This window comes from Nostoc sp. (genome assembly GCF_036919595.1).
In the GTDB taxonomy this organism is placed as follows: Bacteria; Cyanobacteriota; Cyanobacteriia; order Cyanobacteriales; family Nostocaceae; genus Nostoc.
The window spans coordinates 14992-38997 of sequence record NZ_JBALCO010000148.1 but is presented as its reverse complement, the minus strand read 5'-3'; the positions used below and the strand labels follow the sequence as shown (position 1 = coordinate 38997).

Genomic DNA, 24006 nt, shown 5'->3' with positions numbered 1-24006 from the left:
GGCGGTGTGGCAGTGATCGGAATTGTCATCGTTTCTCACAGTAAACAACTAGCTCTGGGTGTGCGGGAACTCGCCGCGCAAATGGATCACGGCCAAGTCCCTATAGCTGTTGCAGCAGGTATTGAAGATCCGGAAAACCCATTGGGTACAGATCCGATCCAGGTTTATGAAGCGATCGCTTCTGTTTTCTCTGATGATGGTGTCTTGGTGTTAATGGATTTGGGTAGTGCTTTGCTGAGTGCAGAAATGGCAATAGAGTTTCTCCCAGAAGCACAGCAGCAAAAAGTGTATCTGTGTGAAGCACCTCTAGTAGAAGGTGCGATCGCTGCTGTCGTGGCTGCGGCGGCTGGTAGGGATATTCACCAAGTCATGGCGGAAGCACGCGGCGCACTCCAAGCAAAAGCAACTCAATTGGGTGTAGTTAATAGGCCGTCGTCAGTTGTCAATAGCAACACCCCAACAACAAATGGAGAATCACCAACGCCAGAAATCCGGCTGATTGTGAGCAATCGCTTAGGATTACACGCCCGTCCCGCAGCACAGTTTGTAGCAACCGCAGCCCGGTTTCAATCCCAAATTCTGGTGCAGAATTTAACCAAAAATACTGAGCTAGTCAGGGGTGACAGTATTAACCAAGTCACAACTTTAGGGGTACGTCAAGGGCACGAACTAATGATTACTGCTACTGGTTCTGATGCAAATGAAGCGCTGGCGGCATTACAGGCATTATTCGCAAATAACTTTGGTGAGGCAGCCCGGTCTTGTTGTTCCAACAAAGAGGAGCCAGCGCTGAAGACGGGTTTCCCGTCGCAGGCGACTGGCGTTGGACTGCCGAACCCGGAGGGTGAAGATAATGTTGCCTTGAATTCTCCACCAGCATTTCACCATAAAGTTACTCCAGTAACTCACGGCGAACTTTTGGGAATTGCAGCTTCTGCTGGAGTAGCGATCGCACCGATTGTTCATTATCAACCCACCCATATTTTGATTAAGGAATATCACGTAGATTATCCTGATGCAGAGTGGCAACGACTACAAGCAGCAATTCACACTGCCCGACAGGAAATCCAAGCAGTTTTTTCACAAGCATCTATTCAAATTGGTGATGCTGAAGCCGCCATCTTTGATGCCCAACTACTATTTTTAGAAGATCCAGTATTGTTAGAAGCGGCTAAAGAGCGCATCTTAGAACACCATTTAAATGCTGAAGCCGCTTGGCAAGCCGTAGTAGATGAAGTAGTAACTTCTTACCACACACTTGAAGATTCTTCCCTGCAAGAGCGAGTTGACGATGTTGTGGATGTCGGGCAAAGAGTGCTGCGATTACTAGCTGGGAATGCCCCTGCAAAAGTGCATCTTGATGAACCGGCGATTTTGGTGGCGACTGATTTAACCCCCTCAGATACCGCTGGACTAGATCCGACAAAGGTATTGGGTATTTGTACTACTTCAGGTAGCGCCACTTCTCACAGCGCCATTATCGCCCGGACATTGGGTATTCCCGCAGTTCTGGGAGTGGATGCCCAAGTGTTACACTTGGCGGATGGTACAGTTATGGCACTTGATGGTGAAAGTGGCAGAGCTTGGGTAGAACCAGAATCACATATCCTAGATTTACTGGCAGCAAAGCAGTCAGCTTGGCAAACTGCCCAACAGCAAGCACTAGCTACGGCACACCAGCCAGCAATTACTCGTGATGGTCGGCAAGTTAGCGTCTTCGCAAATATTGGTAATATAAGTGATGTCCAAGTTGCTGTGGCTAGCGGTGCCCAAGGCGTGGGGCTACTCCGCACTGAGTTTCTCTATCTGGAACGGACAAACGCCCCCACTGAAGAAGAACAACTAGAAGTGTATCAGGCGATCGCCCAAGTTTTAGATCATCGTCCGTTGATTATTCGTACCTTAGATGTAGGTGGTGATAAGCCACTTCCCTATCTGAGAGTAGGGTTAAGAGAAGCTAACCCTTTCTTAGGTTCGCGGGGAATTCGTTTCTGTTTGGATAATTTAGATTTGTTCAAAACTCAGTTACGGGCAATTTTGAGAGCCAGTGTGGTACACCAAATTAAGATCATGTTGCCGATGATTGCTACTGTAACGGAGGTACGTGCAGCTAAAACAATCTTGGGTGAAGTGCAGGCGGAACTAAATCAAGCTGGTATACCCTTCGATGTAGCGATGAAAGTAGGAATTATGGTGGAGGTACCCTCAGCAGTGGCGATCGCTGATCAGTTAGCCGCTGAAGTAGACTTCTTTAGTATCGGCACTAATGATCTGAGTCAGTACGTCATGGCTAGCGATCGCACTAATCCCCGCGTGGCAAATTTGGTTGATGCGCTACACCCAGCAGTGTTAAGAATGGTGCAGCAAGCTATCCAGGCTGCCAATGCGGCAGGGATTTCGGTGGGATTATGTGGAGAATTAGCAGCTGATACTTTAGCAACACCAATTTTACTGGGTTTAGGGCTGGATGAGTTGAGCGTGAATCCTCAAAGTATAGCTGGAGTAAAGCAAGCGATCGCTCGGTTAAGTATAGTTGAATGTGAAGCGATCGTGGCATCAGCATTACAACAAGACTCCGCAGTTCATGTCAGAGAACTAATCTCAACTTCAGTTAATCCGCCTGCATAATACTAATTCACAATTAATCCTTAAAATCTTATTCCCAGTTGCCCGTTAAAGCCACGAATAGAACGGATTGAACCTCATTTGAGTGCCCAATAAGTGCAAACATTATTTTGATAATGTAATATTAATTACAGCATTATTCATGTATTTGAACCACATTATTAAAGGTTTGTAGTAAGTAAGAAAGCTTTGAGAGATTACCTCGTTCCCAGTCTCCGACTGGGAACGACTACTTTGAGGCTCCGCCTCCCTTACTAGCAGCAGCATTCCTACTCAAAAGTGGACACATCTCGCAGCACATTAGGAATTTCCCCTTGAGAAAAAGGAAACTCCAGCAAGGTTTCTCTAAGACCCAAATACCCAGATTCAGCAAACGATAAAAGCATTCGTGAAAGCGCTAACCAAACCTCCGGTTCGTATTCCCAATCACGATAACGCGAAGCTTGACCAGCAATTGAACGTAGCGCCCAGAAATAAGAGTTCCGCACCACCGAACCACCCTTCTTAAACTCTGGCAAATCTTCGTGGTGGATTAAAAGTATTTTATTTTCGATTCTGGCTTTCATCGCAATTTTGGATTTTAGATTAAAAGTAAATCTTAATACCGATTATCTCTGAGGTTGCATAGAACCAGTTACTCAAGCCCCTTGTTTCACCAAGCCTGATTTTGTCCAGTTTCACAAAAAATTGGTATAAGTAGCGTGCGTTACGGCTTTAGCCTAACGCACTGTATTGGATGGCGGTGTGTCGTCTTTACCAAAAAAGTCTTTAAGGAATTTCAAATAATCCTATTTATCCCAATAATCTAGAGATTTTGTGATTACAAAATCTCTAGATTTAATACCTAAAAATTAGCGTTTAAACCCACACGAAAAGTGAATCCAGGGCTATAGATACGATTAACTCGCTCATATTGCTCACCGAGTAGATTTTCTAAGTAAACTGTTAGTCCTAAATTCCTAGTTAAAGGTATACGACCGCTCAAATCTAAATTTACAAAAGATGGTGCAAAGTCTGTAGTCTTGTCACCAGGGTTAGTAAAGAAGGCTCTACGAGCGCCACTATTGTAAGTAACATACAAGTTAGCCTGCCATCCCGCATTTTCATAACCTATACCGCTTTGGAGTACAGAGTAGGGAATCAAACCTAATTGCAAACCTCTCTCTGATCCTGTTTTTATTTGGGAATCTGTATAAGTATAGTTGAGGAAAGTTGACCAGCCAGGCGCAATTTTTAATTGTAATGCAGCCTCTAAACCATTGGTATCTACCAGTCCAATGTTTGCCCATTTTCCATCTATCACTCCCAAGCGATCGCCTATACTACTACCAAAGTAAGTAAACTGTCCAATCAGATTTTCCGAAAAATTGACATCTACTCCTGCACTCCAAGTAGAGGCAGTTTCCGGTCTTAAATCAGGATTAGTATGTACCTGTGTGAGTATCTACACCATGACATACATCATTGATTGCAAAACCAGGCATTCTTTTCAAAATATCGGCTAAACTTGTAGCGCCCTGCTTTTGAATTTATTCTTTATCAATTACGTAAGTTGGAGTAGATTGAGGTAGGTTATCTTTTTCTCCGATCGCTTCTATGTGAATGTCTGCATCATCGCTTGGAGTTTGCTCTGTTTCTGATTTAATTTCTAGATTAACTTCATTCGGTTCAGATTGTTGAGTTAATAATTCGGCATTGATAGCGGGTAGATCAATTTCACTCAAACTCGGAATATCTGAAATAACTTCGGTTGATTTATCAGTATCTCTCTGCTTAATTTCACTCTCAGCAGCAAAGCCAGGAAACGCTATCAGTAAACCTGGTAAAGCAGCTGTTAGCAACAAAAAATCCTTTTTCACGTTCTATTTCACACCAACTAAAAACAGTCACCACGTAATATTGGCTGTAATAGTAAAATCATGTCAAAAGACACGCTGTCATATTTCCACAACTCAGATTTTTAATTTCTTTAATAAATCGCTAATCTTGCTATTCATAAATAATTAAGTAGGGCTATAGCAGTTTGTCGCTGAGTAAGGTACAGAAAAAATAATTAACCACAGATCAACTACACATATTCGTAGGGACACGGCAATACCGTGTCCCTACCCATGTACCTCATTCAAATGAGAATTGCTGTATAAGAATTTTTAATTGTGTGAAGTATATAAAATTTTTGTAGATACAACATTACAGTTTCAAAAACTATTTTTACTAATAACTCTAATTAAAAAACGCAGAGCTTCATTTACTGCTTCCGAATTGGGAAACATTTCTGCAACATCAGGCTCTAACAAAACTGTCAATTTTTCAATATTATTGTGATTATCTTCGTAATTTATCACATTATTGTCCGTCAAACTACGATTTGATTTAGTTTTATTTTGTGTTATGGTTGTTTGGGAAGATGCAGAATTTAATTTATTAACTAGTGATTCCCAACTACTAACTTTCAGGTTAAAGTGAGCCTTTGCATCCCGTAATGTTTTAAACTGTTGCTTTAGAATATCAATAGTATAAATATGCTTCTGAGATACCTGTTTCTCTACATTAAGGTCTGACTCAACCAGATCAACTACTTCACTAATAAGTCGGTCATGATTTTCGGCAATTTGAGCAGCAGCCCCTAAAATCCGAGAAGTTGTTTTTATTTGTACATCAGTCTCTTGTTTAAGGCGATCAGCAATACTGCGAATTTGATCTCCCAGCCTTGCTTTACCTTGTTTTAGGATGATTGGGAGTGATTTTTTGCTCATGAATATGCTTATTTATTCAGAAAGTATATCTTTAATAGCCAGCCAGATACGTTTAAACTTTTGTACCAAACCCATAGGATTGTTAGTTGTTTCTTCTACCGAATCAACTAGAGATTGAATCCGATCCATACGTTCTGCTACAACGTAAAGACTGTTTACTGCTTCATCTTTACTTTCTAAGGATTCACGTAGTAGCACAACCATCTGAGCAATTTCCCGTTTTAATCGTTCATTCTCAGCTTTACGGCGAGTTTCCCATCCCTTAATACCAGCTTTAGAACGTCGCTCATGCTTGAGTTCTGCTTTCGCCTCATTGTATAAAGTCAAATACATTTCTCGTTCAGAGTTTACTGCATCATATTTGGTAAGCAATTCAGTCGCTCTCACTTTTTCTGCGTTGTAGAGGCAGAGGGTTTGTTTGTGACTTTGTTGTTCATCAATATATAACTGGTAATTTTGAGTGACTCGCTCTTTTAGCTCATTAGCTTCGAGTTCGCAAGTTTGGATTTCTCGCTGGTAAACATGAACTAGCTGGAATATTTTCGTTTTTTCTTCGTTGTAAAGGTAGAGCGTCTTCTGATGATTTTCTTGCTCATCAATATAAAAGCGATAATTTTGAGAAACACGCTCTTTTAGCTCATTAGCCTCGATTTGGTAAGTTTGAATCTTTTGCTGAACAAGAACCAGTTGAGATGCAGCTTCCTCATTTTCCTTCGCACGTTGTTGTGCTTCATTGCGTTGGGCACGAACAGTCATCAATAGCTGTTGAAGCTCACGAGGAGGAATTGGTTCCTTCTGCAGTGAGCGAGGATTATTAACAGCGTTGTCATGATTAGAATCTTTGCGATCCGCTCTTTTGATTGCCATAATTTCAGTTACTACGCGAGCATTTGTTATAGTAAAATGTTTAGTTTAGCCAAGATGAACTTATTCAAGTGTGATCTCGGTTCTATTGGTAATATGATCTGACTCTGAGTTGAGATATCCTTTATTCTTTCTCAGGCGCTCAAATTCCCAGAGTGCGATCTCCAAGGGCTAGAGATATTACGCTTCATAAGCAAACTAGTTACATTTGATGAATTCGTTGCTAAATATCCTGACAAACCCCAAACCAACTGTCTCGCTCTACACCTTAATTGATGGAGAATACCAAGTCAGCCAGTTTCGAGGTAGCGATGCCTGCGGCAACCCCTTCGGGGAACGCATTATCTCACCTACTTTCCCCTAATTAAATTTAACCGCAGAACAGATTTTTCAAGCTGGTGGATACCCTGTATAACCCTGACAGTGCTAGAAAAGAGCGATTTCCCTTGCAAACGAAATTTTTTGTCGCAAACTCTTGAGTAAATTTCGAGTTTTTTGTATGTAACTCGCTTTCCTTGGTTTTCAAAGTACTCAGATGTTTTTTATAAATTAGCGATCGCTATCAGCTACAGCAAAATATTTCTGAAGTTCAATCGCCTGATTAAAATTCTCTATTACTATGACAAATAATCGCTATAAATCAGTTATAAACATCGGATTTGACAATTTTGGCAACCCTAAAATTAGCAGGACGAAAAGCCCCACTAATTGTTCCTTGAAGTTAGATTTTAGTTTACTTCCAGTCCTTATCTGCTTGTGAAAGTACATAAGCAGTTACATCTTCAATCTGGTTAGGTTTCAAATGTTTGCCGAAAGCAGGCATGGCATTTTTACCTTTTGTAATTTGGGCGATAATCGCCTCCGCTGAGTACATACCATACTTTTCCAAAGCATCTTTCTTCAGGTTTTTTTGCGCTTGAACCAGATTTTTACCTCCCACGTGACAAGAGGCACAATTGGCACTAAATACTTTAGCTCCACTAACAGCATCTGCTGCCAATGCTGGACTACTGAAGGCAAAGGTGAAGATTGCTATGCCTAAAAGCATTACTGTAATAACTTTTTTCATTTGGTGTTCTCTCTGTGGAATAACGGCTTATTCACTGCAATATCCTCCATAATTGTCAGTTGAACTGCTGCCATAGTCAAACGACAATCTGTCAAACTTCCTTTGAAACTTTTTGGATTTTGAATATTTCTGCTTTTAGATTCAGAGGTGTTAGTACAGAGCGATGTCTGATGATGAAAATGCAAGTTTATATAAATTTAAATACTTTATAACCAACAAATGATAGGTGTTTAAGGATAAAATGTTCAAGATGAAAAATGTTTTATTTCATCTTTTGTTCTTTAATTCACAGTTCCCAACTGATATAAATTACCTGTCAATCAATTTTTTATTTTGGATAATAGAATTTAGATTCATCCCAGCAATCAAGTCAGTGACATGGCATAAAATGTTTGGATTTTGGATAATAAAATTATTTTTGCGTTTTAATTCGCTTGCTTTCAAACATTTATAAATAATGGAACGCAATAATATTCAATCCACAATCCGAAATCCAAAATTTAAAATCTAAAATTCGGTGAGGTTGGTTCAGAACTTAGAGATTTTGCCCCAAGTGTGACCAAGCTTTATTTTGTGCAGTTTCACAAAGAATTAGTATGAGGAAGCATATCTTCTGTGACACGGCAAATTTGCCAATCATCTAATATAGATGCTCCCATACTACGGTAGAATGCTTTAGCTGATTCGTTCCGATCTAACACACTCCACTCTAACCGCCCACAATCACGTTCTACAGCTATCTGGGCTACTTTAGTAATCAGAGCTTTACCAATACCTTGCCTACGATATTCCGGTAAAACAAATAAGTCTTCCAGATAAATTCCTGGCTTGGTCAAAAATGTTGAATAATTATGAAAAAATAGGGCAAAACCAACAGCTTGACCCGCGGATTCTGCTAAAATCGCTTCTATATACTTATGTGAACCAAATAAATGCTCTTCAAGTGTCAGAGCATTGCCAGTGACAGTGTGAGATAATTTTTCATACTCAGCAAGCCCCTGAATTAATTTAAACAGTACGCTGCAATCACCTGGTTCAACAAAACGCACAATCAAATTGCTACACGAAGTCATCAGTCTATAGTCCATAGTTCATAGTCCATAATCTATAGGCAAGTGTGCAAATTTTTTGAGTCATCACTAAACAAAAGCTTAAAAAACCTACAAAACACCGAGTTTTTGCGAATTGGAGTAGGTGAAGCTGAAGAAATATAATATACAGATACAAGCTCTCTAAATTTCTTAGGAATGTGGATTTAATCAAGAGCAAGTTTTGTCTGGTGTGTTGTCGCCGAGAGGACGACACCATGATGAATTTTAGGTGCGTTAGGACAAATGTCCATAATACACCCGACAAAATTTCAAGTTTTGCACTTTATTTTATCCATCTTCGTTAGTGGAGTTAATTAGGTCAGGTATTGCATCTCTATCTTCATCAATGTAATTAAATCAACCAACCTTTTAAGCGTTTGGCTATGTGGGGACGCCGCAATTTTCGCATGGCTTTGCTTTGAATTTGTCGGACTCGCTCACGAGAAAGATTAAACATATTGCCAACTTCTTCTAAGGTACAGGGTTCGCTGGTCGTCAAACCATAGCGTAGAGAAATCACATCTTTCTCTCGTGGAGTTAACACGTCACCCAAGACTTCCCAAATCTCCTGACGCATCATGTTTTCATTCATTTTTGCTTCTGGAGACAGATTATCTTCATCTTCTAGCAAATCCATCAATTCCGTGTCTTCTTCTTTACCGACGCGGTGGTTGAGAGAAAGTGCTTGACGCCGTAGTTGTTGTAGTTGGCGTAGTTGTTGCACACTAATTTCCAAAGCTTCTGCCATTTCGCCTTCAGTAGGATTGCGACAGAGTTTTTGTTTGAGTTCCCGTTGGGCTTTTTTCAGCTTGTTAAGCTTTTCAACAATATGAATAGGTAGCCGGATTGTCCGCGCATCATTAGCTATAGCCCTGGTAATTGCTTGTCTAATCCACCAGTAGGCGTAAGTAGAAAATTTATATCCTTTATCAGGATCGAACTTTTCTGTAGCGCGATTTAAACCCATTGCTCCTTCCTGAATTAAATCCAGAAAAGGCACTCCCCGATTCAGATATCGCTTGGCAATAGAAACTACCAATCTCAAGTTCGAGCGAATCATTTTACGTTTCGCTACCCTACCTTGATACAAGCGACTTTCTAATTGCTTTTCCGTCATTTCTAGCTCGGAAGCTACTTCTAGCTTGGTAGGTTCCTGTCCCAGTTTTAAGTGTAAGGCAGCTTGTAATTCCTTAACTTCCTCTAGAAACCTAACTCGCCGCGCTAACTCTACCTCTTCATCAGCTTTTAGGAGCGGATAACGCGCCATCTCTTTAAAAAACGCGCCTACAGCATCATCATGCTCTGTTTTATTGTATCCCGAAGGACGAGCCGCCGCCATCTCATCCCCATCGCGTTCGTCTGATTCCAGATTTTCTATTACAATTGCATGTTCTTCACCTGCCATTGCATCTAAACTATCGAGTGATGGTTCTTCAATTTCAGCAGTGTTCTCCAGTATTTCCATTTTTCCCAATTCAACAATATTCATAGTTTTCTTTAGGGATTGTTGCTTTATTTGGTACATAATTTAGTTACAGCTACTCGCTTGAGGCTTGGTAGTTTTCCCTAAGGGACGAATGCACCCGTTTATATAGCGAAATACAGGCTTATGCTAATTTCTCTTCAGGAATAAAAATCGGCATCTACCTACAACTTATGGGTTACGGTTAGATACAACCTATAACGAAACTGGTCTTGGCACCCAACAAAACTTTATTCTCAGGCTCTTAACAGATTATATTCTTCATTTTTTTATTAATTACCAAATATGTCAAACCCCCTCAAACTTTCTCAACCTTAACAAACATAAAAATCTCAGCTAACCATCCAATTTTCTTAAAGTTTCATATATTTTTCTAAATACTTATTTTTAATTTTGAGGTGTTGGAAGTCACTGGATAAATCAAAAACCTGGTGCTGGGGTTATGTATTCCCGATTCAAGTTACCCAGATGATACAAATTACAATAATGGCAGCTTATTTTCGGGATACTCATACTTGTATAAAAGCATCTCATATGCAGAAAGGCTTGAATATCTATCGATAGGCGGAAAAAGGCTACTCCCTATTTAGTAGTTGGGGTAACTTTTGTAGACTTAGCCGAGATGCTTTTATTTGTAGAGTAGGCACCAAATATTTATTGCACGTATATAAGAGACAAAATTGTCTAGTAGATTACATAAGAGGAAACTTATCAAGTATTATGAATAATAACAGTATTGAGAAATACAATTTATGTCTAATAAAGCAAAAGAATAAAGTTGAATGAGTCAGGTTATTTGTGAACAGCTATGTGAGTAAAAAGTCTAACTATCAAGTCAGAAAGTATGTATATTAATGACGTAAATTTATCTCCTGTGATGGTGGCTGAACCTGGAGAATCGTATCAGTTAAGTGCAGCTGTTAATAGGTGGGTTGAAGTACTGGTAGACTGTCCAGCAGCTTCAAGAGAATTAGAAAAAGGGGAAAAACTGTATACGTATCGATTACCTGCCAAGTTAGAAGTAAAACCAGGGGATATTTTGAGTGTGCCATTTGGTTTACAACAGGTGGGAGGGGTAGCTATTCGTTTCCTAACAAAACCCCCAGCAGATTTAGCACCAGAAAAAATCCGGGAAGTAGAAGATGTGATTCAGAAGGATTTCATCGGAGATAGTTACTTTACTCTGCTGGAACGGGTATCAAAGTATTATTACACACAACTAATTCAGGTGATACGTATGGCGTTGCCGCCTGGATTATTGGGGCGATCGCAGCATCGCATTCGGCTCAAGCGAGAAAATATTCCCAATGGTGCAATAGAATTCCTTGGTTCAACCGCAGCTCGTCAAATTCTCAAAATTCTGCAATCTCAAGTTGATGGGGACTACAGTTTCAAATTCCTTAAACGCCAGATTCAAGGATTTGACTATGGAAAGAAGCAATTACTAAAACGCAATTGGGCAGAAAGTTATGTGGAATTACTTAGATATTCTCAACCCCAGACAAAACCAGTAGTCACGTTAGTTGCCGATGGATCTTACATTGATCTAAACAAGCGTCAACGGGAAATTTTAAAAGTGCTACGGGATTGTGGTGGCGAGTTGTGGCTAAATGAGTTCCTACAGATTTGTAAGACAACTACCCCTACCCTAAAAGGGTTAGAAGAAAAGGGCTGTATTGTGATCGAAGAACGGGAAGTATTGCGAAGGGAAGAAGGCCCAGCATTAGCTAAAGATCAACCAAAGTCATTAAATGCAGCCCAAGCTAGCGCCTTAGCAACAATCCAGACTCTAAATGGATTTGCTCAAGTTTTGCTGCATGGAGTGACAGGTTCAGGAAAAACCGAAGTATATTTGCAAGCGATCGCACCCCTCCTCAACCAAGGCAAATCCGCCCTTGTCTTAGTCCCAGAAATTGGACTTACACCCCAGCTAACTGACCGTTTTCGCGCCCGCTTTGGCAATAAAGTCAACGTTTATCACAGCGCCCTTTCCGACGGCGAACGTTACGACACTTGGCGACAAATGCTCACTGGAGAACCTCAAGTTGTGATTGGTACTCGCAGCGCCGTTTTTGCCCCTTTGCCCAACTTGGGTTTAATTATTTTAGATGAAGAACACGATAGCAGCTTTAAGCAAGACTCTCCCATACCCACCTACCACGCTCGCACCGTCGCCCAGTGGCGAGCAGAGTTAGAAAATTGTCCCTTGGTGTTAGGTTCCGCTACCCCTTCGTTAGAGAGTTGGGTAAGCGTGAGGAGCCAGGAGCCAAAAGCTAGGAGTTATTACTTAAGTTTGCCCGAACGCATAAATTCCCGCCCTCTACCGCCAGTGGAAATAGTCGATATGCGGCAAGAGTTGCAGCAGGGAAATCGCTCTATATTTAGTAGATCATTGCAAGAAGCTTTGCAACAGTTACAAGAAAGAAAACAACAAGGGATTTTATTTATCCATCGCCGGGGACACAGTACTTTTGTATCGTGCCGCAGTTGTGGATATGTGTTGGAATGTCCGTACTGTGATGTGTCGCTGGCGTATCACCATACTGAAGAAAAAGCGCTAGAATTATTGCGCTGTCATTACTGTAACTATGCGCGATCGCACCCCAAATATTGCCCCGATTGCAGCTCCCCTTACCTAAAATTCTTTGGTAGCGGTACTCAGCGAGTAACGCAGGAATTGGCGCGACAGTTCCCAGAGTTGCGCTTGATTCGTTTTGATAGCGATACCACTCGCAACAAAGGTTCACACCGAACCCTACTTACCCAGTTTGCCAACGGGGAAGCAGATTTATTAGTAGGAACGCAAATGCTCACTAAAGGTTTGGATTTACCGCAGGTGACACTTGTGGGCGTTGTCGCCGCCGATGGATTGCTAAATTTATCAGACTATCGCGCCAGTGAACGGGCATTTCAAACCTTGACTCAGGTAGCTGGACGTGCTGGTAGAGGTGATGATCCAGGTAGGGTAATTGTGCAAACTTATACTACAGAGCATCAGGTAATTGCAGCAGTGCGATCGCACGATTATCACTCTTTCTCTGAAGCTGAATTAGAACAACGGCAAGCACTCAATTATCCGCCATACGGGCGGTTAATTTTGTTGCGCTTAAGTAGTCTCGATCCCATTCAAGTGCAAAATACCGCGCAAATTATCGCCACAACCTTGAGTACAGAAGAAGAATTCGAGATATTGGGGCCAGCACCAGCAAGTATTTTACGGGTAGCTAATCGTTATCGCTGGCAGATATTGATTAAATTTGCCCCCGATGCATTGCCACAATTGCCAGATTGGGAAGAAGTGCGAGATATCTGTCCCCAATCTGTTAGCTTAACGATAGATGTAGACCCATTAAATATTATGTAATTTTATTGGGTTCAAAAATTGATAAATCCGGTTTATCTAGATAATTACAGTTAAGCCCAAAAATATATTGCGTAGGTTGGGTTGAGGAACGAAACCCAACCTTTTCGGCTATTTGTTGGATTTCACTACCCTGCCTTAAACCGCCTCCGACCTCTACGCTTAACCCAATCTACAATCATGTTTAATTGAACTGTATTGATATAAAAGCTACTTTTCTGATAATTACAGTTACCAAGAAGCTCTCTTGAAGTCAATTGCTGAATAGTTATATTCCCCATCAAGTCATCAGCTTTATAAAGTCAAACGAAACAAATTTAAATTTTTAATATTTAATTTTCCAGTTTGAATATTTAATCTAATTAATCAAAAATTCTGCTGCTACCAATCCTTTCTGGATAGCTAAAACTGCGGCTTGAGTGCGATCGCGTACTTCTAATTTCTGCAAAATAGCATGGACATGTACCCGCACTGTACCAGGGGCAATGTAGAGAATCTCGGCAATTTCTTGATTGCTTTTACCAGCTGCCACCAGTGCCAAAATTTCTTGCTCTCGCTTCGTTAAGGGATTTTCTAAGGATTCCTCAGTTTTTGCAGGCAGTACCGCCGTAAAGTTTCCTTCAAAAGCTGCTCTAATTTCTGTTGTTGCCGTTTGATCCCACCAAGAAGCGCCCGCTGCAACCGATCGCACCGCCAATATCAGAGATTCAGCAGGAATACCTTTGAGACAGTAACCTTGCGCCCCGGCAGCAATTAACCGCGAAATCAGGGGTTTTTCAGAACGAGATGTTAAAACAAGAATTGGTAAATTTGGGTGCTTCTGCTTGATTTGGCGACAAGCTTCAATCCCGCCAATGCCCGGTAAACCTACATCCAGTAAGACCAAATCCAGGGGATAGCTATTTGCTAATTCTACAGCTTGTTCTCCATCTTCTGCTTCTGCGACAATCTCCAAACTAGTTTCTTGTTGCAACCTCATCCGCAGACCAAGCCGAAACAATTCATCATCTTCAACGAGTAAGATTTTTGTCATTTGTTATTTGTCATTGGTTATTTCTCTCCTACTTCCCCTGTCCCCACTCCTCATCTCCCTGGTGGTGGACAAGCTGGGAGTCGGAAACCAAACAGTGCGCCTCGTGGTGAGCGATTCTCTGCCCAAATTGTACCCCCATGAGCAGCTATAATTTGCCTGGTCAAATAAAGCCCTAGTCCAGATCCAAAGACGTGGCGATCGCTATGTCCTTGATAAAATCTCTCAAATAAGTGGGGTAACTCTTCTTCGGTAATGCCGGAACCAGTATCGAGTATCTTTACCACTTGCTCGCTAGAATAACCTTCAAATACTACTTCCACTTTACCGCCACGGGGGGTATGGTTAATGCCATTACTCAGGAGATTGGTAAAGACTCGCTTTAATTGCAAAGGATCGCCATTTACCCAAAGAAAGCTCCGAAAATCTGATTCCCCATAGTGCAGAGAAATATAAACCTGACGTGTTCTCGCTAGTTCAGTCAAGGTAGCGATGATCTCCTCCGCCACTGTCACCAAGTTAACAGGTGATATTTGTAGTTTCAGCCCTTCGGCATCATTGCGATACACATCTAAAAGCGTTTGGACTAATTGCAGTGTACTTTGATGACTACGAGCCATTGTTTGTAGGACTTTTGCTTGCATTGGTGTAACTTCACCAAATTGCTCATTTTGAAAATATTTTAGCGTTTCAATTGCTCCTAATAGGGGTGTTTTCAAATCATGCGTTAGGGTAGAAATAAAATCTTCACGCATGGTAGCTAATTGTTCTTGAGAGCGTAATTGTGCTTGCGTATAAGCGATCGCTTCTTCATTGCGGTGGTTGCGATCGCTTAACCAACCCGTTACCAGCAATGCCAATACTGCAATCAACCTATTTGCCAACGTTGGGGGATCAATTATTTCTCCTCCTGGGACAAACAAATTCAACAATGTTAATCCTGTCGCTGCAAAAGTGATCCCCAATACTGCTGCCCGATTCAATCGAGAATCTGCTAACAAAATTGTCCCTGTGTAGAGGTAGCCAAATACGTACTCAGGTGGTGTCAAATATTCCAAGCCTATTACTATAGTAAAGGCGATCGCTATTAGCCCATATGTCTGCCTCCGCTTATTTATAGCTTCTTTCATAGTCAATAATCGCCTTAACATTGTCATTTATGATTTACTAAAAAATCGTGATCATACAATCTGTATAACTATTTGATTTACCAATTATGATTTATTTGCAATCTATATCTGCAAGTGCCAAGTTGAGAACAATCCTGAAATTGGGATCATCCTGATGCAACAAAGGAGATTGGTGACTGGGGACTAGTACCGCAAGGCGGAAGTCACTCATTCAAAATTAAAAAGTCAAGATGAGTACAGCGTAAGCGTTTCGTTGATTTGGAATGGGTGGCTTATTTCTGCTGTGCTGTACCAGGTAGTTACCCACAAGGAGCAGGGTGTGTACCCCGATCTTGCCAATCCCTAATCCCATTAATAAAAGCCAAGATAATTTTATATTCTTTGAAAGTAGCAAACTTTGAAAATGTATTGTATAAACAAATAGTCCTAATTAGTGAGATAAATGAATTAACAGGAAAATTTAAATAATCTTAACAAAAAGTTTAACAAGTATCTGGAAAAGAGTAAGAACCGAAAATAGTAAATCCCTCAAAATGAAATACCCCAACAGTTAATCTTTTATTTCTAAGAATTGGCTTACTAGCACTTAAATTTAATTTAGCGCAAAATATATGGGACAAGGTTTTTTGCAAATTGGCTTAACGCTGTGTATCGTCATCGCAATCACTCCGCTATTCGGTAGATACATAGCGCGTGTCTTTTTGGGAGAAAGAACACTGCTTGATTTCTTAATGAACCCGATAGAGCGAAGTATGTTCGTACTAGCGGGTGTCCACAGGAAAGATGACATGACGGGTTGGCAGTATATCCAGGCTGTACTGTGCAGCAACCTGATTATGGGTATTTCAGTGTATTTACTGATATATTTTCAGAGACTCTTGCCCTGGAATCCTAACGGCTTCGGTGCGCCCAACTGGGATATATTATTGCACACAACCATTTCCTTTGTGACGAATACCGACCAGCAACACTATGCTGGAGAGACAACCTTAAGTTATTTTAGCCAGGTAGCGGCTTTAGGCTTTTTGATGTTCACCTCCGCAGCCACCGGTTTATCTGTGGGAATTGCCTTTATTCGCGGGTTGACGGGTAGAAGACTGGGGAACTTTTACGTCGATCTCGTCCGTGGAATTACGCGAATATTGCTGCCGATTTCGATTATTGGAGCGATCGCCTTGCTTGTAGCAGGTGTACCACAAACATTAGCTAAGACTCTGGATGTGAGAACCTTAGAAGGCGGGACGCAATATCTTGCCAGAGGCCCAGTGGCATCCTTTGAAATGATCAAACTTTTGGGCGAAAACGGCGGTGGCTTTTTTGGCGTCAACTCAGCCCATCCCTTTGAAAATCCCAATGGCGCTTCTAACTTAATAGAAATGCTCGCCATGATTTCTGTACCAGCAGCCTTGATTTATACTTACGGTATATTTGCCAACAACATCAAACAAGCTTGGCTACTTTTTTGGATGGTGTTTGTGATTTTTGTAGTTCTGGTGGGAGTGACAGCCGTCGGAGAACTACAAGGTAATCCCCTTGTTAATAATGCCTTTGGACTAGAACAGCCCAATTTAGAGGGGAAAGAAGTTCGGTTTGGCTGGGCACAAACGGCATTCTGGGCAGTTATGACTACAGCTACTATGTCTGGTGCTGTGAACGGGATGCACGATTCTTTAATGCCGCAAGGAATATTTTCGATTCTCTTCAACTTGTTTATTCAGGTTATCTGGGGTGGTCAGGGAACTGGAACGGCTTACCTATTCATTTACTTAATTCTCACAGTGTTCCTAACTGGACTAATGGCAGGACGCACCCCAGAGTTTTTAGGACGCAAAATTGAAAAGCCAGAAATCGTCCTCGTTAGCGTGGTGCTGTTGATTCACCCAATTGTAGTTTTGATTCCCAGTGCGATCGCATTGGCTTATCCCATCTCCCTGTCTGGAATTAGCAATACTGGGTATCACGGTATTTCTCAAGTAGTTTATGAATACGCCTCAGCAGCAGCAAATAATGGCTCTGGCTTAGAGGGGTTGAGGGATAATACCCTGTGGTGGAATTTGAGTACTTTAGTTAGCTTAATAGGAGGACGCTATATTCCGATGATTGCCATCTTGCTGTTAGCTGACGGGATGTCTCGCAAACAACAAGTACAAGAAACCCCTGCTACCCTGAGAACTGATTCTCTGGTATTTACTGGTATCACTGCTGGAGTGACATTGGTTTTGGGAGTGTTGACTTTCTTTCCCGTTCTGGCTTTAGGCCCCATAGCTGAGGGTTTGAAACTAGCATCTGGCAGTTAGAAAATTTATGAGTTATAAGTTTGAAATTAAGAGAATACCAAAAAATAAATAAATTATCCGATTTCGTAGGGGAGCCAGTGCGTTGCGGTGAGTCCAGCGCTGTAGGCGACTGGCTTTCCCGTTGGGAGGTTCCCGACGCAAGGGTAGCACAGCGTTAGCGACTGTGCATAGCGTCTGACTCGCCAACACTGCGCTATCTCTTGTAGCAACTGGTATTGTGTTAGCGATCGCGTAACGCACCTCACAGGTTGGATCTGTTTTTTATTGAAAATTCCTAGTAACTGCTAACTCCTGTACAGACGCGATTAATCGCGTCTCTCCTAACTCTTAACTTTATTTATAAATCAAGTGGCAACTAACTTCAAAGCTAGACGCCCAAATTCCCGTGCTGGCGATCGCCGCCAAGCACGTAAAAAGGCGAAGACAAGTACTAAGTGGCTGTACTTAAGGGCAATTAAAGATGCTTTTGTCAAGCTCAACCCTAAGTATGCAATCAAAAACCCAGTGATGTTTGTGGTTTGGGTGGGGACAATCATCACCCTATTGCTAACAATTGATCCCAACCTATTTGGCCCAGCCCTCCAAAAGAACCCGCAACTTTTCAACGGCTTGTTGTCGGGGATTTTATTCTTTACAGTTTGGTTTGCCAATTTTGCCGAAGCCGTGGCCCAAGGACGGGGTAAAGCCCAAGCCGATGCTTTGCGATCAACGAAATCAGAGACGAGCGCTAAAAAACTTGCTCCCGATGGCACACTTAGTGAAGTTCCATCCACCACCCTGAAACAGGGCGATACCATCTACGTCATTGCTGGCGATATCATTCCCGCCGATGGCGAAGTAATTATGGGTGTCGCCTCTGTGGACGAATCGGCAATTACTGGGGAATCGGCACCAGTATTGAAAGAATCAGGCTCCGACGTTACTAGTTCCGTTACTGGTGGGACGCGGATTATCTCAGATGAACTAATTATCCGCATCACATCTGACCCAGGCAAAGGCTTTATTGACCGGATGATTGCCTTGGTAGAAGGGGCAGAACGCAGCAAAACACCCAATGAAATTGCCTTGACAGTATTGCTGGCAGTTCTGAGCTTAGTATTTTTGTTAGTCGTGGTAACCTTGCCCGCACTTGCTTACTATGTCAACAGTCCAGTCAGCGTGCCAATTTTGATTGCTTTGTTAGTAGCATTAATTCCGACAACGATTGGCGGCTTACTAAGTACCATCGGCATTGCTGGTATGGATCGAGTTGCCCAATTTAACGTCATTGCCACTTCTGGACGAGCAGTTGAAGCCTGTGGAGATGTCACCACTTTAGTGCTGGATAAAACAGGTACAATTACCCTCGGCAACCGTTTGGCGGAAGATTTTATCCCAATTAACGGTCATTCAATGTCGGAAATTGCTAATGTTGCGTGGGCGGCTAGTGTCTTTGACAATACACCAGAAGGAAAATCGATTGTTCGATTGGCAGAAAAGCTAGGGGCATGGTTTGATTTTGACTCCAGTCAAGCAGAAGGAGTTGATTTTTCTACCGAAACCCGCATGAGTGGCACCAACTTGCCTGGAGGGCATGAGGCCAGGAAGGGAGCAGTAGAAGCCATTAAAGGATTTGTCCGTTTCCACAACGAACGCGATAGCGCAGAACTGGATGCTACCTACGAACGAGTTTCTCGACTGGGAGGTACACCCCTAGCAGTCAGCCTAGATAACGAAATCTATGGGGTTATTTATCTCAAAGATATAGTTAAACCTGGTATCCGCGATCGCTTTGAGCAACTGCGACGGATGGGAGTGCGTACCATCATGCTAACTGGAGACAACCGAATTACAGCTTCTGTGATTGCCAAAGAAGCTGGAGTAGATGACTTCATCGCCGAAGCCACACCAGAAGACAAAATCAGCGTCATTAAAAAGGAACAAGCAGCACGTAAACTGGTTGCCATGACGGGAGATGGAACCAACGATGCTCCAGCATTAGCCCAAGCTAACGTTGGCGTTGCGATGAATACAGGAACACAAGCTGCAAAAGAAGCCGCCAACATGGTCGATTTGGATTCCGATCCCACAAAGCTGCTCGATATCATTAGCATTGGTAAACAATTGCTGATTACTCGTGGGGCATTGACTACATTTTCTATCGCTAATGACATTGCTAAATACTTTGCGATTATCCCAATGATATTTGTCGCTGCTAACCTGCAAAGCCTGAATATTATGAATTTGACTAGCCCTAAGTCTGCTGTACTATCAGCGCTGATTTACAACGCTTTGATTATTCCAGCTTTGATTCCCTTGGCATTGCACGGTGTGCGGTTTAGACCTCTAACAGCTAATCAGCTAGTGCAACGTAATATCTTAATTTATGGCTTAGGTGGGGTGATTGCACCGTTTATCGGCATTAAGTTGATAGATATACTGATTACAATTGTGGGCTTGGCTTAAGGACAACAAAAGTAGAGATGCTGCCAAACAAGCGCATCTTACTAAGGTAAGATAATAAACATTTGACCTTTTTTATTTTTACTTTTACCTATTGAGAAGGGGAACAAAAAGAATATGAATAAACAGGTCAATGTTTGGGAGAAGTTTCTGCCAATGAATCTGATACAGGCGATGTCCTTTGTTTGGTTGCAATGGTATAAACAGCACCTACTAAAGAAGACGCAAAGAGTGGGGGACGCACTGATACGGCGCTATAGGCTGGTTCACCATGTCTGTGTGTCTTCTTAACACTCGCTATTTTTATCCTGCTGTGCTTGAATGTGGTAATTGCCCCAGTTGTTTACGCTGTTGCTGACAGCACCTTGGAACGTCCTTGTACTTGGGTAAAAGAATTAAAAATTAAAAATGAAATATTAGCAGCAATTGGAAAACTTTTTATGGCTATTATTCGAGAAACTATCAGAGCAATTTTCATCACTTTAATGCTTTGGTTGTTGACTGCAATCATCTATCCTTTGGTAATCCTTGTAGTGGGTCAAGTTTTTTTACCATATCAAGCCAATGGCAGCATCATGCGGAATCTAAATAATCAACCAATCGGTTCAGCTTTGATTGGTCAAGTCTTCACATCTGAGCGATATTTCCATTCTCGTCCCAGTACTGTTAGATATAGCCAAGGCAAAAAAGCCAGGCCAACTGGCATATCTGGAGCTAGCAATCTCGCTGCAAGCAATCCAGAGCTACTCAACCGAATTCTAGAACAGGCAAATCAATTGCGAGACGAAAATCTTCAACCGATCGCTGATATAATTTATACGTCTGCTTCTGGCTTAGACCCGCATATTTCATTAAAAGCAGCCCGGCAGCAATTGACGCGGGTTGCTGGTGCGCGGGGAGTAAAAGAAGATGAGATCCTCCGTTTAATTAATAAGTATAGTGATGGCAGATTTTTATGGATTTTTGGGGAACCGGGAGTCAATGTTCTGCGATTAAATTATGCTCTTGACTTGCAAGACATTAATCGTCAGCAAAATCAATAAACGGGCATTGAGCATGGGTAAAGCGCCGTTTTCTGATGAAATAGGATTGCCATACAGATACCAAGAATGAAATGTCAGATAATAGTAATACTACTTCGGCTGGCACTGTACCTTTAAATACTGCAAGTTACTCTCTTTATCCGGCACGACGGCGGGGTAAGCATAAAATTTTTATTGGCATGGCTCCTGGGGTAGGCAAAACCTACCGGATGTTGGAAGAGGGACACGCATTCAAACAGGAAGGAATTGATGTCGTCGTTGGGCTTTTGGAAACCCACGGACGCAAGGAGACAGCTGAGAAGGCAGAGGGGCTGGAAATTATAGCCCGCAAGCAATATCCTCGGGGTGAGTTGACACTAACGGACATGGATACCGATGCTATTTTAAAGCGATCGCCCCAATTAGTCTTAATCGATGAACTTGCCCATACCAATGTCCCTGATTCTCCACGCGAAAAACGCTACGAAGATGTAGAAGTAGTTTTGGCAGCAGGTATTGATGTCTACTCCACAATGAATGTGCAACATTTAGAAAGTCTCAATGACTTAGTAGCCCGAATTACTGGGGTGGTAGTCCGTGAGCGGGTTCCTGATAGAATTCTGGATGAAGCAGATGAAGTTGTGTTGGTAGATGTTACACCGGAAACTCTGCAAGAACGGTTATTAGAAGGGAAGATTTACGCACCCCAAAAAATCCAACAATCCCTCGATAACTTTTTCCAACGTCGTAACCTGATTGCTTTGCGGGAGTTGGCTTTGCGGGAAGTAGCAGACAACGTGGAAGAAAATGCGATCGCCTCTACCCCCAACGGGCAATTTTGTAATATTCACGAGCGGGTTTTGGTATGTGTATCCACGTATCCCAACTCAGTACAACTGTTACGCCGGGGTGCGAGGCTAGCTAACTATATGAACGCGCCGCTTTATACCTTGTTTGTGGCTGATTCTGAGCGCTTCCTTACTAAAGAGGAAAGCTTACACATCCACACTTGTGAGAAACTTTGTAAAGAATTTGAAGGTACTTTTCTTCGTGTTACCAACAGTAATGTAGCTAATGCGATCGCCCAAATCGCCGAGAAATATCGGATCACCCAAATTGTAATTGGAGAGAGTCAGCGATCGCGCTGGCAAATGCTCCTCAAAGGATCTTTGACGCAAAAATTGGTGCGCTTGCTCAAAAATATAGATTTGCATATCATTGCCAGCGAAAAAATGGTTTCACCCAAATAGGGGATCAAATTTTTACAAAAACCTTAGAAGTAAAGCTTCCATGCAAACCATAGGGGATATGATGCTTGAGATGTAGCCGAGCAATTACTCCTTTATGGAAATCACTGGCATCTAAAATCACTACATCTGAACGGTGATGAGTAGCATCATAAACTAAAGCTAATATCCAACCATCATCTTCCTTTTCAGAATCTGGGCGTGGGACAAAAATCGGTTCACCTACAAAACCACGGGGTGCAGCACTCCAAAATTGTCTTTCTCCAGACTCTAAATCAATTTTCAGCAATGCTTGTAAGGGAGCATTACCAGTCTCTGCATGAGCCGCACCTATATATAGATATCGATAAGAACGTCCTACATTCGCTGGATGTATGTTGGCAAATTCACAACAACGGTCATCAATCAATTCCCGCCAAACTGTCCCATTCTTTAGATTCAGATAAAATCGCCAGAGTTGCCCAGGTGAAAGTGCCTCAAAATCAACTTGTCGAAAATCGCTTTCGGGTTCTACTTCTGGGAAAGATTGGTAGCAAATGGAGTCAATCAAAACTTCGTCTCCTACCTCAAAAGCATTAATGTGGTGGAAGACGAAACCCGATTGAGTTTCTATAATTTTTATTTTCTCTTGCCCTTCTTTGGGGAAGCGGGGAATAATTAGAATTTGAGTTGGCTGATTTGGCTGGAATTTGATACATTCTCCCGCCGCACGTATTCCCAAGGCGAAAGGTATGGGATTGAAGGTGACAGGATTTTGAAAGAAGATGCAGTAATTAGGAGTAATGACAAAATCGTGGATGAAACAAAAACCTGGAACACTATGAGCGTGATATCTGACAATTTTACCTGCTGAGTTTAGCTCGAAAATAGTAATTGTGGTAGATAATCCCGGCTTAATCGAGAAATTTACCAGGCAAGGCGCACCCCCATCTTGGTCACAATTATTTTCCAAGCGGGGATGTGCAGCGAAAGCTTCACCTGCTGACAAAACACCATTAAAATATTCATTGCCCAAGGTTTCAAGAGTATAAGGATCGAGGCGATATGCTTCACCCCCTTCCCACAGCGCTAGTAGTTTATCACCCCAATAAATAACATTTGTATTAGCGATATTTTTGAGTTTGAAGTCAAAGATATTAGCTAGCCAACCGCCGGGTTTTTGAGTACCAAAAGTACCCCGATAGAGAATTTTTCCCGCCTTTTGCTCTGCCAAATAGCCAGTTGTGTGGACAAAGCGGTTACGAAAATGAGCGCGACCGTTGGTAAAGGTAATTTTGCTAATCATCCCATCCCCATCAAATGGGTGATGAAGAGGTTGCCCATTCACATCCAGCAAACCAGGGCCATTTCTAAACAGCGTCCCTTGTAATTGTCTGGGAATTTGTCCTTCTATATCATCAATCCAATAATCAAACTCTTGGGTCAGAGATTGATATCCTCCTTGCCAGTCTGCACGAGTATAGGATTTTTCTGTAACTGGGCTTTTTTGACTTTTAAAACTTTGCATGTACTTTAATTTTTATTGTTACTTTGTACGAAAATATGTAGCCGCTAAAAATAATTTATTTGCGACTTTGCTACGCCAGTGC

17 protein-coding genes and 2 pseudogenes are annotated in these 24006 nt (G+C 42.0%); 7 read left to right on the top strand and 12 right to left on the bottom strand.

All coding sequences use genetic code 11. The features are described 5' to 3' along the window. Positions 1–12: 12 nt before the first annotated feature. Positions 13–2628 carry a phosphoenolpyruvate--protein phosphotransferase gene (gene ptsP / locus V7K21_RS22545; RefSeq protein WP_335177459.1) on the top strand — a complete coding sequence of 872 codons (2616 nt, stop codon included), beginning with the start codon at positions 13–15 and terminating at the stop codon, positions 2626–2628. Positions 2629–2894: 266 nt separating this feature from the next. Here the strand turns inward: ptsP and V7K21_RS22540 are convergent, their stop codons facing one another. From V7K21_RS22540 to V7K21_RS22525, 5 genes and pseudogenes are all read right to left on the bottom strand, one after another. Further along, entirely contained in the window at positions 2895–3191 is a 297-nt protein-coding gene (locus tag V7K21_RS22540; RefSeq protein ID WP_335177427.1) for a hypothetical protein, read from the bottom strand. Between the two features lie 278 nt (positions 3192–3469). After that, positions 3470–4048, bottom strand: a pseudogene (locus tag V7K21_RS30840) (TonB-dependent receptor domain-containing protein); the annotation flags it as partial. A gap of 106 nt (positions 4049–4154) precedes the next feature. Then, the gene (locus V7K21_RS30835) at positions 4155–4484 is read right to left on the bottom strand and encodes a hypothetical protein (protein WP_442948910.1); all 330 of its coding nucleotides are present in this window, start codon (positions 4482–4484) and stop codon (positions 4155–4157) included. Between the two features lie 339 nt (positions 4485–4823). Next, a complete protein-coding gene (locus V7K21_RS22530) occupies positions 4824–5381 on the bottom strand; it encodes a hypothetical protein (protein WP_335177426.1) in 558 nt (185 codons plus the stop codon). A gap of 12 nt (positions 5382–5393) precedes the next feature. Continuing rightward, on the bottom strand, positions 5394–6248 hold the full coding sequence (locus tag V7K21_RS22525; RefSeq protein WP_335177425.1) for a hypothetical protein: 855 nt from the start codon (positions 6246–6248) through the stop codon (positions 5394–5396). A 235-nt stretch (positions 6249–6483) separates the two neighbouring features. Here V7K21_RS22525 and V7K21_RS22520 point away from each other — a divergent pair. Continuing rightward, a pseudogene (locus V7K21_RS22520) lies at positions 6484–6609 on the top strand (Uma2 family endonuclease); the annotation flags it as partial. Positions 6610–6978: 369 nt separating this feature from the next. Here V7K21_RS22520 and petJ read toward each other — a convergent pair. From petJ to V7K21_RS22505, 3 genes are all read right to left on the bottom strand, one after another. Then, the gene (petJ, locus tag V7K21_RS22515; protein ID WP_335177424.1) at positions 6979–7314 is read right to left on the bottom strand and encodes a cytochrome c6 PetJ; all 336 of its coding nucleotides are present in this window, start codon (positions 7312–7314) and stop codon (positions 6979–6981) included. 581 nt (positions 7315–7895) lie between these two features. After that, positions 7896–8387 carry a GNAT family N-acetyltransferase gene (locus V7K21_RS22510; RefSeq protein WP_335177423.1) on the bottom strand — a complete coding sequence of 164 codons (492 nt, stop codon included), beginning with the start codon at positions 8385–8387 and terminating at the stop codon, positions 7896–7898. Positions 8388–8757: 370 nt separating this feature from the next. Then, positions 8758–9930, bottom strand: a complete 1173-nt coding sequence (locus V7K21_RS22505) for an RpoD/SigA family RNA polymerase sigma factor (RefSeq protein WP_335177422.1) — start codon at positions 9928–9930, stop codon at positions 8758–8760. Between the two features lie 802 nt (positions 9931–10732). Between V7K21_RS22505 and priA the strand changes: the two genes are divergently transcribed. Beyond that, positions 10733–13252, top strand: a complete 2520-nt coding sequence (gene priA, locus V7K21_RS22500) for a primosomal protein N' (protein ID WP_335177421.1) — start codon at positions 10733–10735, stop codon at positions 13250–13252. Between the two features lie 355 nt (positions 13253–13607). On the opposite strand, the gene V7K21_RS22495 is transcribed toward priA, so the two are convergent. Continuing rightward, positions 13608–14282, bottom strand: a complete 675-nt coding sequence (locus V7K21_RS22495; RefSeq protein WP_335177420.1) for a response regulator transcription factor — start codon at positions 14280–14282, stop codon at positions 13608–13610. A gap of 50 nt (positions 14283–14332) precedes the next feature. Further along, positions 14333–15436, bottom strand: coding sequence for a sensor histidine kinase (locus tag V7K21_RS22490; RefSeq protein ID WP_442948909.1), 1104 nt, complete (start codon positions 15434–15436; stop codon positions 14333–14335). 584 nt (positions 15437–16020) lie between these two features. Between V7K21_RS22490 and kdpA the strand changes: the two genes are divergently transcribed. Next, positions 16021–17706 carry a potassium-transporting ATPase subunit KdpA gene (gene kdpA / locus V7K21_RS22485; RefSeq protein ID WP_335177418.1) on the top strand — a complete coding sequence of 562 codons (1686 nt, stop codon included), beginning with the start codon at positions 16021–16023 and terminating at the stop codon, positions 17704–17706. A gap of 12 nt (positions 17707–17718) precedes the next feature. Here kdpA and V7K21_RS22480 read toward each other — a convergent pair whose 3' ends face one another. Then, positions 17719–17946 carry a hypothetical protein gene (locus V7K21_RS22480; RefSeq protein WP_335177417.1) on the bottom strand — a complete coding sequence of 76 codons (228 nt, stop codon included), beginning with the start codon at positions 17944–17946 and terminating at the stop codon, positions 17719–17721. Positions 17947–18045: 99 nt separating this feature from the next. Here V7K21_RS22480 and kdpB point away from each other — a divergent pair, with 99 nt between their 5' ends. The 3 genes from kdpB (at position 18046) to V7K21_RS22465 (ending at position 22420) form a co-directional block, all read left to right on the top strand. Continuing rightward, the gene (gene kdpB, locus V7K21_RS22475; protein ID WP_335177458.1) at positions 18046–20151 is read left to right on the top strand and encodes a potassium-transporting ATPase subunit KdpB; all 2106 of its coding nucleotides are present in this window, start codon (positions 18046–18048) and stop codon (positions 20149–20151) included. Between the two features lie 437 nt (positions 20152–20588). Continuing rightward, the gene (kdpC, locus tag V7K21_RS22470) at positions 20589–21191 is read left to right on the top strand and encodes a K(+)-transporting ATPase subunit C (RefSeq protein ID WP_335177457.1); all 603 of its coding nucleotides are present in this window, start codon (positions 20589–20591) and stop codon (positions 21189–21191) included. A gap of 71 nt (positions 21192–21262) precedes the next feature. Beyond that, a complete protein-coding gene (locus V7K21_RS22465; RefSeq protein WP_335177416.1) occupies positions 21263–22420 on the top strand; it encodes a universal stress protein in 1158 nt (385 codons plus the stop codon). A 4-nt stretch (positions 22421–22424) separates the two neighbouring features. Here V7K21_RS22465 and V7K21_RS22460 read toward each other — a convergent pair whose 3' ends face one another. Next, a complete protein-coding gene (locus V7K21_RS22460; protein WP_335177415.1) occupies positions 22425–23924 on the bottom strand; it encodes a carotenoid oxygenase family protein in 1500 nt (499 codons plus the stop codon). Positions 23925–24006 lie beyond the last annotated feature (82 nt).

What these genes read in the sequence shown, in the direction of transcription:
- V7K21_RS22525 (WP_335177425.1), bottom strand. Translation starts at nt 6,248, where the DNA reads ATGGCAATCAAAAGAGCGGATCGCAAAGATTCTAATCATGACAACGCT.
- V7K21_RS22530 (WP_335177426.1), bottom strand. Translation starts at nt 5,381, where the DNA reads ATGAGCAAAAAATCACTCCCAATCATCCTAAAACAAGGTAAAGCAAGG.
- V7K21_RS22460 (WP_335177415.1), bottom strand. Translation starts at nt 23,924, where the DNA reads ATGCAAAGTTTTAAAAGTCAAAAAAGCCCAGTTACAGAAAAATCCTAT.
- priA (WP_335177421.1), top strand. Translation starts at nt 10,733, where the DNA reads ATGTATATTAATGACGTAAATTTATCTCCTGTGATGGTGGCTGAACCT.
- petJ (WP_335177424.1), bottom strand. Translation starts at nt 7,314, where the DNA reads ATGAAAAAAGTTATTACAGTAATGCTTTTAGGCATAGCAATCTTCACC.
- V7K21_RS22465 (WP_335177416.1), top strand. Translation starts at nt 21,263, where the DNA reads ATGTCAGATAATAGTAATACTACTTCGGCTGGCACTGTACCTTTAAAT.
- kdpA (WP_335177418.1), top strand. Translation starts at nt 16,021, where the DNA reads ATGGGACAAGGTTTTTTGCAAATTGGCTTAACGCTGTGTATCGTCATC.
- kdpC (WP_335177457.1), top strand. Translation starts at nt 20,589, where the DNA reads ATGGCTATTATTCGAGAAACTATCAGAGCAATTTTCATCACTTTAATG.
- V7K21_RS22505 (WP_335177422.1), bottom strand. Translation starts at nt 9,930, where the DNA reads ATGTACCAAATAAAGCAACAATCCCTAAAGAAAACTATGAATATTGTT.
- V7K21_RS22490 (WP_442948909.1), bottom strand. Translation starts at nt 15,436, where the DNA reads ATGACAATGTTAAGGCGATTATTGACTATGAAAGAAGCTATAAATAAG.
- V7K21_RS22510 (WP_335177423.1), bottom strand. Translation starts at nt 8,387, where the DNA reads ATGACTTCGTGTAGCAATTTGATTGTGCGTTTTGTTGAACCAGGTGAT.
- V7K21_RS22495 (WP_335177420.1), bottom strand. Translation starts at nt 14,282, where the DNA reads ATGACAAAAATCTTACTCGTTGAAGATGATGAATTGTTTCGGCTTGGT.
- V7K21_RS22540 (WP_335177427.1), bottom strand. Translation starts at nt 3,191, where the DNA reads ATGAAAGCCAGAATCGAAAATAAAATACTTTTAATCCACCACGAAGAT.